Origin of the sequence: Conyzicola nivalis (genome assembly GCF_014639655.1) — a bacterium.
Taxonomy (GTDB): Bacteria; Actinomycetota; Actinomycetes; order Actinomycetales; family Microbacteriaceae; genus Conyzicola; species Conyzicola nivalis.
This window is the reverse complement of record NZ_BMGB01000002.1, coordinates 1-12,885: the sequence shown is the minus strand read 5'-3', so window position 1 is coordinate 12,885 and position 12,885 is coordinate 1. Positions and strand designations below refer to the sequence as shown.

Below are 12,885 nucleotides of genomic sequence, written 5' to 3'. Positions count from 1 at the left end.
CCATCATGACCAACACCACCCCGGCCAAGAAGTCGGCCGCCCGCTTCATCACCCCGATCCTCGTCATCGTCGCCGCGCTCGGCATCGGCATCTTCGGCGGCGTGCTCATCGGCCAGAACACCGCCAGCAGCTCGCAGGCGGCCGGCGGCATGACGCGCCCCGACGGCGCCACAGGCGAGGCACCGACCGGCGGCTTCGCGGGCGGCGCCGGCGGCGGCTTCACGTCGGGCACCGTCATCGCGGTCGACGGCGACACCGTCACGATCGAAACCAGCGACGGCTCCACCGTCACCGTAACGACGACGGACGACACGACCGTCACCACCACCGAGGACAGCTCGGTCTCCGCTCTCGCCGAGGGCGACAGCCTCACGGTCGTCGGCGAGGCAGACGACGACGGCAGCGTCGCAGCCACGTCGATCTCCGAGGGAGCCACCGGCTTCGGCGGCGGCATGGGCGGCGGAACCCCGCCGACCGACTCCTCGTCGAACTAGTCCTCCCCCGATGCGCGGGGCGTCCGGGTTTCGGACGTCCCGCGCATCGCTGTCTGCCCGTGACGGTGGCCTCGCCTAGGCTGAGCGAATGGCCCGCGTCACCACCAATTTCCGCTGCACCGAGTGCGGCGCCTCCAGCATCAAGTGGGTCGGCCGCTGCGGCGAGTGCCAGGCCTGGGGCACCGTCGTCGACCAGGCAGAGACCGTCGGCCTCGCGCCTCGTGGCGTCACGCCCCTCAAGATTTCGGATGCGCGGGGAGCCCGCCCGATCACCGAGATCGGCGCGGAATCAGTAGCGCACTGGCCGAGCGGCATCGCCGAATTCGACCGGGTACTGGGCGGCGGCATCGTTCCGGGCGCCGCCATCCTGCTCAGCGGCGAGCCGGGCGTCGGCAAGTCCACGCTGCTGCTCGAGGTGGCCTCGCGCGCCGCGGCCACCGGGCAGCGCGTCCTCTACGTCTCGGCCGAAGAATCGGTGAGCCAGGTGCGCCTGCGCGCACAGCGCACGAACGCGTTGCAGCCCACCCTCTACCTCGCCGCCGAAACCGACCTCGCCACGATCCTCGGCCAGATCGACGCCGTCGAACCGCAACTCGTCATCGTCGACTCGGTGCAGACCGTGTCGTCGTCGCTGTCGGAGGGTCTAGCGGGCGGTCCGTCTCAGGTGCGGGAGGTGGCATCCACCCTCATCCGCGTCTCCAAAGACCGCAACCTCCCCGTGCTGCTCGTCGGGCATGTCACGAAAGACGGCTCAATCGCCGGACCCCGCCTGCTCGAACACCTCGTCGACGTCGTGCTGCAGTTCGAGGGCGACCGCCAGACTGCGCTGCGCTTCGTGCGCTCGCACAAGAACCGTTTCGGCCCCACCGACGAGGTCGGCTGTTTCGAGATGACGGGCGACGGCATCGCCGAGGTAGCCGATCCCAGCGGGCTCTTCCTCTCCCGCGCGCGCCAGCCGGTGAGCGGCACGTGCGTCACGATCGCGGTCGAGGGGCGGCGGTCGCTGCCGGTCGAGGTGCAGGCGCTCATCGTCAAGAGCAACGCTCCGCAGCCGCGCCGCGTCGTCAACGGCGTCGACGGCTCGCGTGTCGCGATGCTGCTCGCCGTGCTCGAGCGTCGGGCGGGCTTGAAGCTGTCCGAGGTCGACGTCTACGTCTCGACCGTGGGCGGAATCCGCGTCACCGAACCCGGAGCCGACCTGGCGATCGCGTTAGCCATCGCGAGCGCGTTCAACGACAAGGCGTTCCCCCTCACGCAGGCGGTCATCGGCGAGATCAGCCTCGCCGGCGAGATCCGCCCGGCGTCCTCGGCTAAGCAGCGGGTGGCCGAAGCGAAGCGGCTTGGCTTCACAACGATCATCGACTCCGAGGCGATCCACCTCCGCGAGGCGCTGAGGCAGGCATTCACCCGGTCCACGGTCGAGCGCGTCGACGCGCCTCAGTTCTAGCGTGTTGAGCCGTTAAGCGGGTTGGGCCTGTCGAAACCCGAACGAGCGGTTTCGACAGGCTCAACCCGCGGGGTACTACTGGTTGTTGTTGTCACCCTCGGCCGAGGTGCCGTCGCGCTGGCCCTGGCTCGCGAGGGGCAGGTTGGGGGCTTCGCCCTCGTACCCGCCGCCCTCGGTAGCGTCGACCTCGTCGCTCGACTCCATGTCGGCGGCCGTCGCCACGCGGTTGCCCTCGATCAGGGCGTCGGGGTTTTCGGCCTTGGCAAACGGGTTGCCGTCTTCGCCGAGCTGCTCGTAAGCCGGCTCGTCCGCGGGGTCACTCATCGTCTTCTCCTACTGGCTCGGGAGATCCGCCGGACACGATGTCCGATTGGGTCTCTTCCACGTCTACCGTCTCGTTCGGATCGGTGTTCGTGGCATTCTCCATGTCACCGTAGACCGCGTCGTTGGTGCCGGTGTCTTTTGCGTCGCTCATGAGTTCGATCCTGTCGGTTCGTCGGTGGATGATGCTTTGGTCGAGGTCGCATTGACACTGTCGGCTGCTGCCGCGCCGAGATCATGCGCGACGGGTGCCTTGTCTTCGACGAATTCGTCGACCTTCTTGACCGTCTTCTGCACCTCGGGGCGCTCCCACAGGTCGTTCACCGTCGACTTGATGCGCTCGAACTGTTTGCGCCCTGCGGCGCTTCCTACTACGTACCCGGCCGCGAAGCCGAGAATGATCCATCCTTTTGCCATTGTGATTCTGCCTTTCTGTGGAGAGTTGCGTCAGGGAAGCATCTGTTCAGGGAAGTGCTGAGCCGGCGTCGGGCCGCACTTCGTCTTCGGTGAGCCCGTCGTCTTCTCCCTCGTTGAGGCGTGAGCCGCCGGGCAGAGCCTCGGTGACCTCACCGCCCTCAGGGTTCAGGTCGGCGTCGGCTGGTACGCCGCCGTCTTCGTAGATCGGGTCGGGGTTGCTGGTGTCGCTCATTACTCTCCTGCCGGTTTGAGCACGACTTTGATGCAGCCGTCGTGCTTTTTTTGGAACGTCTCGTACATCTCGGGGGCGCGGTCGATCGGCACGGAATGCGTCACGAGGTCGGTCACGCCCAGGGGGTCGGCGGGGTCTTCGACCAGGGGCATCAGGTCGTCGATCCAGTTCTTCACGTTGCACTGGCCCATGCGCAGGCTCACCTGCTTGTCGAACATGGTCTTGATCGGCATCACGTCGGCCTCGCCCGAGTAGACGCCGCTCAGCGATACGGTGCCGCCGCGACGCACGAGGTCGATCGAGGCATACATCGCGGCGAGACGGTCGATGCCCGCGACGTCCATCGCCTTGCGCGCGATCGCGTCGGGCAGGAAGCCCACCGCGGCCTGCGCGAACCCGGCCACCGGGTTGCCGTGCGCCTCCATGCCCACGGCGTCGACCACCGCATCGGGCCCGCGGCCCATGGTGCGCTCCTTCAGTTCGGCCGTCGTATCCGCCGTGAGGTCCCAGGTTTCGATGCCGTGGCGCTCGGCCATGGCCCGGCGCTCGGGGACGGGATCGACGGCCAGCACCTCGTAGCCGAGGTGACGGCCGACGCGGGAGACGAACTGGCCGACGGGGCCGAGGCCCATAACGGCGAGCGTTCCGCCCTCGGGCACGTTCGCGTACTTAACGCCCTGCCACGCGGTGGGCAGGATGTCGCTGAGGAAGAGGTAGCGCTCGTCGGGCAGGTCGGTGCCGACGGGGATGGTGTTGTAGTCGGCGAGGGGAACGCGCAGGAACTCGGCCTGACCGCCGGGAACCTGACCGTAGAGCTTGGTGTAGCCGAACAGCGCGGCGCCGGAGCCCTGCTCGCGCACCTGGGTCGTCTCGCACTGGCTCTGCAGCCCGCGCTGGCACATGAAGCACTGGCCGCAGGCGATGTTGAACGGGACGACCACGCGGTCGCCCACCTTCAACGCGGTGACGGAGTCGCCGATCTCGACGACCGTTCCCATCGACTCGTGGCCGAGGATGTCGCCGGCGTCGAGGAAGGGTCCGAGGAGTTCGTAGAGGTGGAGGTCGGAACCGCAGATGGCGGTGGACGTGACCCGGATGATGGCGTCGGTCGGTTCGAGCATGATGGGGTCAGCGACGTTGTCGACGCTGACCTTGCGCTTGCCCTGCCAGGTGACGGCCTTCATCGACGCGCCTTGCTCGCGCAGGCGACACACTGCGTCGAGTAGGGGCGTGCCTCGAGCCTGGCGAAGGGGATCGTGTTGCCGCAGGTGGCGCAGGTACCGAAGTCGCCCTCGTCGAGCCGCACGATCGCGTGCTCGATCTGCTCGAGGTGTTCGCGCGTCTGACCGAGGATGGCCGCGGACTGAGAACGCTCGAACGCGAGCGTCGGGCCCTCGGGGTCGTGCTCGTCGTCGGTCGCGCTGTCGGTGCGCGACCCCGTGAACGAATCGAGGTCGGCCGCGAGCTGCGCTACCAGCGATTCGGTCGAGTCACGGTCGGCGGCGAGCATGTTGCGCATCGACTTCTGCTGTTCGGCCGTGAGCACGGAGGTTTGTTCTGCAATCCCAGTCATGCAGTCAGTCCACACCCGACCGCCGACACGACCAACCCCTATCGCGGCCCCGCGCAATTTGATAGCGCGCGCGGTGGAGCTATGGCAAACGCGCCAGCGTTTGCGCGACCCCAGCGCCGAGGGAGCCTGCGACCGAGGGTTTTAGTCCCGCAGCCCCAACAGATACTCGTTCAGTCCAGCGGTGAATTCCGCGTCCACCGCGACCGGCTGCCCGTCGAGCTGACGCACGGGTGCGGCCAGCCGCACGCTCGACACCAGCCACGCGGCATCCGCCCCGCGCAGTTGATCCGGGGTGGCGAGTTCGAAGCCGGTGCTCAGCCCGAGGCTTTCCGCATAGCGGAAGACGTTGGCCTGGGTGGTCCCGTCGAGGATGCCGAGGCCCGTGCCGGGCGTGAGCACGCGGTCGCCCACGCGGTAGATCACCGTCGACGTCGGCCCTTCGAGAACGAAACCGTCGCTGGATACGAAGACCACGTCGTCGGCGTCGCGGCGTTTCGCCTCGCGCAGTACGGCGCGGTTGATGGCGTAGCTCAGCGTCTTCGCACCGGCCAGGAGCCAGGGCGAGGTCGACTCGACGTCGTGCCGGTATCCACGGTCGAGGGTCACGACCCGGATGCCCTCGGTGCGCACGCGGGTGAAGTCGGAGGTGTGCGTTGCGTAGACCCAGCCCGTCGGGCGGCCGTCGCCCTCAACGCCGCGGGTCAGCACCGTCTTCACCCACGACTCGGCACCGGGCTGCAGCTCGGCGATCGCCGCGAGGATGGCAGCGCGCCAGACATCGAGGTCGGGGGCGGGCAGCTCGAGCTTCTCGGCCGAACCCGCGAACCTGCGCAGGTGGTGCTCGAGCGCCTGGGCGCGGCCGCTGCCCACGCTGATCGTTTCGAAGATACCGTCGCCACGGGTGGCGCCGAGGTCGAGCACGCTGAGCTGGGGCGTCGACGGGTCGACGAACGCGAACGGTGCGGCATCGGCATCGTGCGGCGCGGCTTCGGCTGACGGTTGGTTGAGAATCGCGAGAACGTGGTGTGCCATTTGATCCATTCTGCCCCTAGAAGTGCGAGCATAAAGCATGTCCGACACTCAGAACGAGCCCATGCAAGACAGCAACAACGCGTCCAACAGCGACCGCCTCGCCGGAATCATCGGCCAGGTCAAGGCGGACATCTCGCTCAACCACGACGGGGACACCCGCGTGCTGCTCGAACAGCGCCTGCACGACGCGGGCATCGAGCTCTCGCCGGCCGAGTTCGACCTCACCCTCGCCGAGGTCTCCGAGTAGCTACTGGGTGGGGATGCTCGCGGTGTGCTCGTAGCTCTGCCGGCGCTTCGGAATGAAGATCGCCACCACGACACCCGCGAGCGACACCGCCGCACCCAGGCCGAAACTCAGCTGGAACGCCGCGGTCGTCGGGATGGCGATGCCGCCCGACTCCACCACCTGCGTCGACAGGATCACCCCGATGATGGTGGCCGCGACGGTCGAACCGAGCGTGCGCATCACCGAGTTGAGCCCGTTCGCCGCCGCGGTCTCGCTCGGCGGAACCGCGTTCATGATCAGGGTCGGCATGGCCGCGTAGGCGAAACCGACGCCGAGCCCCACGAACGTCGAGATCACCACGACGTGCCAGATCTCGTCGGTGAGGAAGATGCCGGCGCTGAAGGTCGCGGCGATGATCGATCCGCCGAGGATGAGGCTCGTGCGCGGCCCCCGCGCGTTGGAGAGCCGGGCGGCCACCGGCGACGTGAAGAACATCACGAGGCCGAGCGGCATGAGACACAGGCTCGCGATAAGCAACGGCAGGCCGAACGCGACGCCGGTGGTGTCCGGCGCCTGCAGCAGCACCGGCAGCGCCGCCGAGGTGATGAAGAACGAGAAGCCCACGGTGATCGACGTGAGGTTGGTGAGCAGCACCGGTCGTCGCACGGCCACGCGCAGGTCGATGAGCGCGTGGGGGATGCGGAGTTCGTACCAACCCCAGGCCAGCAGAACGACGGTGCCGCCGATAAGCAGACTCAGGATGCCAGGACTCGACCAGCCCCATTCGGTGCCCTTCGAGACGCCGAGAAGTATCCCGATGAGACCGATCCCCAGCCCGACCGCGCCGACGAAGTCGAACTTCCCCGCCGTGCGCAGGGTGCTCACGGGGACGATGCGGGCGACGAAGACGAGTGCCACGGCGCTGAGGGCCGTCGCCAGCCAGAACAGGTAGTGCCACGAGAAGTTCTGCGCGATCACCGCTGCGACCGGCAGGCCGACGGCGCCGCCGATGCCGAGCGTCGCGCTGACGAGCGCCACGGCCGCGCCGAGGTTCTTCGGGTGGATCACGTCGCGCAGGATGCTGATACCGAGGGCGATGACGCCCAGGCCGATGCCCTGCAGCGAGCGGCCGACGATCATCGGAATCACCGCGTCGGAGAGCGCCGCGACCACGGAGCCGGCGGTCATGATCGAGAGCAACACGATGACGATTCGGCGCTTGCCGTACATGTCGCCGAGACGACCCGAGATAGGCGTGGAAATGGCGGCCGCGAGCAGGGTCGCCGTCAGCACCCATGAGGTATCCGCCGGCACGCTGTCCAGCAGCATCGGCAGATCCGAGATGATGGGCGTGACGAGCGTCTGCATAAACGCGGCGATGAGCCCGGTACCCGCGAGAACCGAAACGATCGTGCGGTCGCTGTACACACGGGTGAGGCGGCGGCGATCGCGCGCGGAGAGCGAGCCACCGTCACCCGAAGGGTCGTCGGTATTGTCTGACGGTGGGGACGTGGTCACGCTAAGCCTCTCGAGGCCGCCGTCGCCTGGGGAAGGTCACGCGGGGGACGGGGGCGTTTCCACTCTATAGCCGACAGGCGTCGCGAACACGGTCGCTGTGCTCAGAGCGTGTGCGGCTCCTCGTAGTCGTGCATCTCGACGTCGGGTGCCTCGCCGAAATCGGCGACGTCCATTCCCGTACCGTCGGGCACGAGGGTCTCGTCGTCGGCGTATTCCACACCGAGGGTGTGCGGGTGGCCGATCGCGATCTCCGCACGGTCGACCGAGGCCGGCTCGTCACCCATCGGGCTGAGTGGCGTCATTGTGTCCTCCTGAGGTGTCGGGTGGGGCCTACGGTAGCGATGGCGCCGAGTCGCGGGTCACAGGCGCGCTGATCGTGCGGGCGTTCTCGACGCGCGTGAATCGGACCCGCCGGTCGATCCACCCGGGCCAGTTGAGGGCGATTGTCGCGACCCCGCGCCACGAACGGATGGCGAACAGCCACGCGGAGTCGAACGGCCGGCCGGAGATCTGCATGCGCATGCCCGCGTCGTAGAGCACGACCATGCCGGGGCGCACCTGGAAGCTGAGGTCGAGGTCGTCGTGCACCGTCGCGTTGTAGCGGTGGAAGCCGTCGCGCATGACCCGCCACGCGGTCGCCCGCAGCGCCAGATTCGAGCCGAACAACGGAGGGTGGCCGAGCATCAGCTGCATGCCGCGGAAATACCCGCCGAGGTAGACCACCCGGCCGACCCAGGCGGCGAACCTGCCCGTGTCGTTGAACTCGGCGGTGGCCGTCGCGGCGTCGAGAGTGGCATCGGCGTCGAATCGTTGCTCGATGTGCTGCAGCCAGCCGGGGTCGGGAACCGAGTCGGCGTCGAGGCGCACGAGCAGGTCGCCAAGGGCCGCGTCGAAACCGGCAGCGGATGCCGCGGCTATACCGCGCTGCGGTTCCACGACGATGCGGACTCCGTGCTCGCGGGCCACGGCCGCCGAGTCGTCGGTAGAGCCGTTGTCGACCACCACGATCTCGTCGGCCGGCCGGGACTGTGCGGCGAGGGCCGCCAGACAGCGCCGCAGCATCTGCGAGTCGTTGTAGACGGGGATGACGACGGAGATCACACTCATGGTTCGACCAACCCTAGGCGCGACGGCCGCGTGCGCGCACAGCCTTGACTCGCCGCGCCGGGCCTGCTGGTCAGACGTCGGTGGAGAGGACGAGGGCTTCGAGCACGTCCTCGGGCGCCGCCTGCATCGCGTGCGGGCCGGCGACGTCGAACCAGATCGCTTCAAGCACCCCTATGTTGGTCTCGATGAAGTCGCGGAGGGTCGCCCGGTCGTAGGCGAGCACCCGGTGGTCGGTCTCGTTCGGCAGCATGCGCACGTAGGTCTCGGCCGAGGAGAACAGCAGCAGCATGTACTTGTCGGCGTCGTCGCGTCGGAACACGCGCACCTGCGCCGGACCCTCCACGGGCAACAGCGGCACGATCACCTTGTCGTTGCGCAGCGCGAACGCGACGGCCGCGGCATCCTGTGCCTTGAGGGCGGCTTCTAGTGCTTCGGAACGGAATTCGGGATTGCGAGGTGTGGTCTTTTTAGCCATGGATCAGGAGAGGAGGAACTGTTTCGTGTCGGTCGAGGTGACGCCGTTGATGGTGACCTCGAGGTGGTAGCTCGCACCGCCCGCGGTGACCGAGGGGCGCTGTGCTTCGGGAGCGCAGGTGTCTGCCGACGAGCGGGTGCGGTCCCAAGGGAACGGCGTCGTGGTCAGGGCTTCGCCGGGCTCGAGCACGCGGGGGTCGGCCACGGGCGCCGACTGGCAGTCCTTCGACGACCAGATCTTCTCCTCGCCGCTCGTGATCACGTATTCCTGCACGTCGGAACCGGCGTTGAAGGTGCAGGCGGCGGTGCCGGTGTTGGTGATCGACAGCGAAAGAAGGGGCTGCTGTTCGGGGCCGTAGTCGCCGGCGTCGGTGATTGCAACGACCTCGACGACGCCTTCGGCGCACTCGGCGTCAGGTCCGGCGGCGTCGGATGAGTCGGCGGTGGCCGAGCTGCTCGGCTTCGTCTCTGCGGCGCTCGACGCCGGCTTGTCGGGGCCGGGGCGGAACGCGATGAGCGCGATCACGATGATGACGGCGACGAGCCCGAGGGCGACCACGAGGCGGCGACGCCAGTAGACCGTGCTGGGCTGCGGTCCAACGGGGTTGCGGAACGTCGACATGAGGTAAGGGTAAGCCCCGTCGCGAGCTACGCCGGGGTGATTGGTCGGCGTGTGCGCGTGTCGTCAGGCGAGGATTTTGAGCATACGGGTGTTGCCGAGCGTGTTCGGCTTGACCCGCGACAGGTCGAGGAACTCGGCCACGCCCTCGTCGGACGATCGGGCGAGTTCGGCGAACACGTGGGGATCGACGACACCCTCGCCCGTCGGCTGAAATCCGTTGCGCTCGAAGAAGGGCACCTCGAAGGTGAGGCAGAACAACCGGTGCACTCCGAGGGCGAGGGCATCGCGCTCGAGCTGTTCGAGGATCGCCCGCCCGACGCCGTGGCCCAGCCACGCTGCATCCACCGCCAGGGTGCGCACCTCGGCCAGGTCTTCCCACATCACATGCAGCGCGCCGCATCCGATGGGTGTGCCGTCTTCGTCCTCGGCGATGCGGAACTCCTGCACCGCCTCGTAGAACACGACGCGGTCCTTGCCGAGCAGGATCCGCTGCTGCACGAGCGGTTCGACGAGGGCCTGGATAAAGGGAACGTCGGATGTTCGGGCCGGCCGCACGGAGAAACTCACGCTTTCGAGTCTAAGACCCCTTAAACGCCGAATGAGCCTGCCCCCGTGGGGACAGGCTCATTCGGCATTCTGGCTACGCCTCGACGGCGATCGGCTCCGCCTCGTTCAGGCCGGCCTGGCGGCTGGTCGTGAAGACGAACGCGTTGTCGATGAAGTCGACGTGGACGTGGTCGCCCGCGCCGAGCTCGCCGTGCAGGATCTTCTCGCTCAGGGCGTCTTCGATCTCGTGCTGGACCGCGCGGCGCAGCGGCCGGGCTCCCAGCGACGGGTCGAATCCGACCTTGATGAGGCGCTCCTTGGCGGGAACCGTCAGCTCAACCGAGAGGTCGCGGTCGAGCAGACGCTCGCTGAGACGCTTGAGGAAGAGGTCGACGATCTGCAGCAGCTCTTCGGGGCTGAGCTGCGGGAACACGATCGTCTCGTCGACGCGGTTCAAGAACTCGGGCTTGAAGTGCTTCTTCAGTTCCTCGACGACCTTGCCGCGCATGCGGTCGTAGCCGGTGGCGGTGTCGGTCGACGACGTGAACCCGATCGGGGTTCCCGTGATGTCCTTCGTGCCGAGGTTCGTGGTCATGATGATCACGGTGTTCTTGAAGTCGACGACGCGACCCTGGCCATCCGTCAGACGTCCCTCTTCCAGAATCTGGAGGAGCGAGTTGAAGATGTCGGGGTGGGCCTTCTCGATCTCGTCGAACAGCACCACGGAGAACGGCTTGCGACGCACCTTCTCGGTGAGCTGGCCGCCCTCTTCGAAGCCGACGAATCCGGGAGGAGCACCGAACAGTCGCGAGACCGTGTGCTTCTCGCCGTACTCGCTCATGTCGAGGGAGATCAGTGCGTTCTCGTCGTCGAACAGGAACTCGGCGAGTGCCTTGGCGAGCTCGGTCTTACCGACACCCGTGGGGCCGGCGAAGATGAACGAGCCGCTGGGGCGCTTCGGGTCCTTGAGTCCGGCGCGGGTGCGACGGATAGTCTTCGACAGAACCGAGATGGCTTCTTCCTGGCCGATGACGCGCATGTGCAGCGCCTTCTCCATGAAGATGAGCCGGCTCGACTCTTCCTCGGTCAGCTTGAAGACCGGGATGCCCGTGGCCTGGGCGAGAACCTCGGCGATGAGTCCCTCATCGACGGTTCCGCTGGCTCCGACGTCGCCGCTCTTCCACTGCTTCTCGAGACGCAGACGCTCGCCGAGGAGCTTCTTCTCCTCGTCGCGCAGGGAGGCGGCCTTCTCGAAGTCTTGGTCTTCGATCGCGCCCTCCTTCTGGCCCCGGACGACGGAGATCTTGTCGTCGAACTCGCGCAGCTCGGGCGGCGCCGACAGGATCGAGAGGCGCAGGCGTGCGCCGGCCTCGTCGAGCAGGTCGATCGCCTTGTCGGGCAGGAAGCGGTCGCTCACGTAGCGGTCGGCGAGGTTCGCCGCGGCGACGATGGCGCCGTCGGTGATCGAGACCTTGTGGAACGCCTCGTACTTGTCGCGCAGTCCCTTGAGGATGTTGATCGTGTGCGGCAGCGAAGGCTCGTGGACCTGCACCGGCTGGAAACGGCGCTCGAGCGCGGCATCCTTCTCGAAGTGCTTGCGGTACTCGTCGAGCGTGGTCGCGCCGATCGTCTGCAGTTCTCCGCGCGCGAGAAGCGGCTTGAGAATGGATGCGGCGTCGATGGCGCCCTCCGCGGCCCCTGCACCGACCAGCGTGTGGATCTCGTCGATGAAGACGATGATGTCACCGCGGGTGCGGATCTCCTTCGTCACCTTCTTGAGGCGCTCCTCGAAGTCACCGCGGTAGCGGCTGCCGGCGATGAGCGAGCCGAGGTCGAGCGAGTAGAGCTGCTTGTCCTTCAGCGTCTCGGGAACATCGCCCTTGACGATGGCCTGGGCGAGACCCTCCACGACGGCCGTCTTGCCGACGCCGGGCTCACCGATCAGCACGGGGTTGTTCTTCGAGCGGCGGGAGAGGATCTGCATGACCCGCTCCATCTCCTTCTCGCGCCCGATGACCGGGTCGAGCTTTCCGTCGCGGGCGGCCTGCGTGAGGTTGCGCCCGAACTGGTCGAGTACCTGCGAACCCTTGTCGGGTGCGGCGTCGTTCGCGCCCACAGCTACAGCCTCCTTGCCCTGGTAGCCAGAGAGAAGCTGGATCACCTGCTGGCGAACTCGGTTGAGATCGGCACCCAGCTTGACGAGCACCTGGGCTGCGACGCCCTCACCCTCGCGGATGAGGCCGAGCAGGATGTGCTCCGTACCGATGTAGTTGTGGCCGAGCTGCAGCGCCTCGCGCAGGCTCAGCTCGAGCACCTTCTTCGCACGAGGCGTGAAGGGGATGTGGCCGGTCGGCTGCTGCTGACCCTGGCCGATAATGTCTTGGACTTGCTCGCGCACAGCGTCGAGCGAGATGTTGAGCGACTCGAGAGCCTTCGCTGCGACGCCTTCACCCTCGTGGATGAGGCCGAGCAGGATGTGCTCCGTGCCGATGTAGTTGTGGTTGAGCATCTTGGCCTCTTCTTGGGCCAGGACGACGACGCGACGTGCTCGGTCGGTAAATCTTTCAAACATGTTTACTCCCTAAGCACCGTGCAGGATTTGGTGCCGATATAGAGAGACTAGCCACCGGATGCTGCGTTTAAGGGGTCTGTTCGCCGTGGGCGTTACGGCTACGCCGAGAGAGAAGCGAGCCTCGTGAAACGGGCCGTTAAAGCAGAATAGCCAGCCCCTAAGGGCTGGCTATTCTTCAAATTGTGTCCGGCGGTGTCCTACTCTCCCACAAGGTCCCCCTTGCAGTACCATCGGCGCTGAGAGTCTTAGCTTCCGGGTTCGGAATGTGACCGGGCGTTTCCCTCTCGCTATGGCCGCCGAAACT

General features: G+C 67.1%; 17 protein-coding genes and 1 rRNA gene. 3 read left to right on the top strand and 15 right to left on the bottom strand.

What is annotated here, in order from left to right:
* The first annotated feature begins 5 nt into the window (after positions 1–5).
* Complete coding sequence (locus IEV96_RS13500) at positions 6–494, top strand: hypothetical protein (protein ID WP_188511295.1); 489 nt, start codon at positions 6–8, stop codon at positions 492–494.
* A gap of 88 nt (positions 495–582) precedes the next feature.
* Complete coding sequence (gene radA, locus IEV96_RS13495) at positions 583–1,941, top strand: DNA repair protein RadA (RefSeq protein ID WP_188511294.1); 1,359 nt, start codon at positions 583–585, stop codon at positions 1,939–1,941.
* A gap of 75 nt (positions 1,942–2,016) precedes the next feature.
* On the opposite strand, the gene IEV96_RS13490 is transcribed toward radA, so the two are convergent.
* From IEV96_RS13490 to IEV96_RS13460, 7 genes are all read right to left on the bottom strand, one after another.
* Positions 2,017–2,265: a hypothetical protein gene (locus tag IEV96_RS13490; RefSeq protein WP_188511293.1), complete on the bottom strand. Its 249-nt coding sequence runs from the start codon at positions 2,263–2,265 to the stop codon at positions 2,017–2,019.
* Entirely contained in the window at positions 2,258–2,416 is a 159-nt protein-coding gene (locus IEV96_RS13485; RefSeq protein WP_188511292.1) for a hypothetical protein, read from the bottom strand. The genes IEV96_RS13490 and IEV96_RS13485 overlap by 8 nt, the downstream gene beginning before the upstream one ends.
* The gene (locus IEV96_RS13480) at positions 2,413–2,679 is read right to left on the bottom strand and encodes a hypothetical protein (protein WP_188511291.1); all 267 of its coding nucleotides are present in this window, start codon (positions 2,677–2,679) and stop codon (positions 2,413–2,415) included. The genes IEV96_RS13485 and IEV96_RS13480 overlap by 4 nt, the downstream gene beginning before the upstream one ends.
* A 46-nt stretch (positions 2,680–2,725) precedes the next feature.
* Positions 2,726–2,911 carry a hypothetical protein gene (locus tag IEV96_RS13475; RefSeq protein ID WP_188511290.1) on the bottom strand — a complete coding sequence of 62 codons (186 nt, stop codon included), beginning with the start codon at positions 2,909–2,911 and terminating at the stop codon, positions 2,726–2,728.
* Positions 2,911–4,095, bottom strand: a complete 1,185-nt coding sequence (locus tag IEV96_RS13470; protein ID WP_188511289.1) for an alcohol dehydrogenase catalytic domain-containing protein — start codon at positions 4,093–4,095, stop codon at positions 2,911–2,913. The genes IEV96_RS13475 and IEV96_RS13470 overlap by 1 nt, the downstream gene beginning before the upstream one ends.
* Positions 4,092–4,484 (bottom strand): TraR/DksA family transcriptional regulator, encoded by a 393-nt coding sequence (locus tag IEV96_RS13465; protein WP_229733411.1) that lies wholly within the window; start codon positions 4,482–4,484, stop codon positions 4,092–4,094. The genes IEV96_RS13470 and IEV96_RS13465 overlap by 4 nt, the downstream gene beginning before the upstream one ends.
* A 141-nt stretch (positions 4,485–4,625) precedes the next feature.
* Positions 4,626–5,516: an aminodeoxychorismate lyase gene (locus tag IEV96_RS13460; protein WP_188511288.1), complete on the bottom strand. Its 891-nt coding sequence runs from the start codon at positions 5,514–5,516 to the stop codon at positions 4,626–4,628.
* 37 nt (positions 5,517–5,553) lie between these two features.
* On the opposite strand from IEV96_RS13460, the gene IEV96_RS13455 reads away from it, so the two are divergent.
* Positions 5,554–5,763 (top strand): hypothetical protein, encoded by a 210-nt coding sequence (locus IEV96_RS13455; protein ID WP_188511287.1) that lies wholly within the window; start codon positions 5,554–5,556, stop codon positions 5,761–5,763.
* Here the strand turns inward: IEV96_RS13455 and IEV96_RS13450 are convergent, their stop codons facing one another.
* The 8 genes from IEV96_RS13450 to rrf form a co-directional block, all read right to left on the bottom strand.
* Positions 5,764–7,260 (bottom strand): MFS transporter, encoded by a 1,497-nt coding sequence (locus IEV96_RS13450; RefSeq protein WP_229733410.1) that lies wholly within the window; start codon positions 7,258–7,260, stop codon positions 5,764–5,766.
* Positions 7,261–7,361: 101 nt separating this feature from the next.
* A complete protein-coding gene (locus IEV96_RS13445) occupies positions 7,362–7,562 on the bottom strand; it encodes a hypothetical protein (protein ID WP_188511286.1) in 201 nt (66 codons plus the stop codon).
* Between the two features lie 28 nt (positions 7,563–7,590).
* Positions 7,591–8,367, bottom strand: coding sequence for a glycosyltransferase family 2 protein (locus IEV96_RS13440; RefSeq protein ID WP_188511285.1), 777 nt, complete (start codon positions 8,365–8,367; stop codon positions 7,591–7,593).
* A 70-nt stretch (positions 8,368–8,437) separates the two neighbouring features.
* Positions 8,438–8,842 (bottom strand): SseB family protein, encoded by a 405-nt coding sequence (locus IEV96_RS13435; RefSeq protein ID WP_188511284.1) that lies wholly within the window; start codon positions 8,840–8,842, stop codon positions 8,438–8,440.
* 3 nt (positions 8,843–8,845) lie between these two features.
* Positions 8,846–9,463, bottom strand: coding sequence for a hypothetical protein (locus tag IEV96_RS13430; RefSeq protein WP_188511283.1), 618 nt, complete (start codon positions 9,461–9,463; stop codon positions 8,846–8,848).
* Positions 9,464–9,526: 63 nt separating this feature from the next.
* Complete coding sequence (locus tag IEV96_RS13425; protein ID WP_188511282.1) at positions 9,527–10,030, bottom strand: amino-acid N-acetyltransferase; 504 nt, start codon at positions 10,028–10,030, stop codon at positions 9,527–9,529.
* A 73-nt stretch (positions 10,031–10,103) separates the two neighbouring features.
* On the bottom strand, positions 10,104–12,581 hold the full coding sequence (locus tag IEV96_RS13420; RefSeq protein WP_188511281.1) for an ATP-dependent Clp protease ATP-binding subunit: 2,478 nt from the start codon (positions 12,579–12,581) through the stop codon (positions 10,104–10,106).
* A gap of 184 nt (positions 12,582–12,765) precedes the next feature.
* Positions 12,766–12,882: ribosomal RNA gene (rrf, locus tag IEV96_RS13415) — 5S ribosomal RNA — on the bottom strand.
* Between the last annotated feature and the right edge of the window lie 3 nt (positions 12,883–12,885).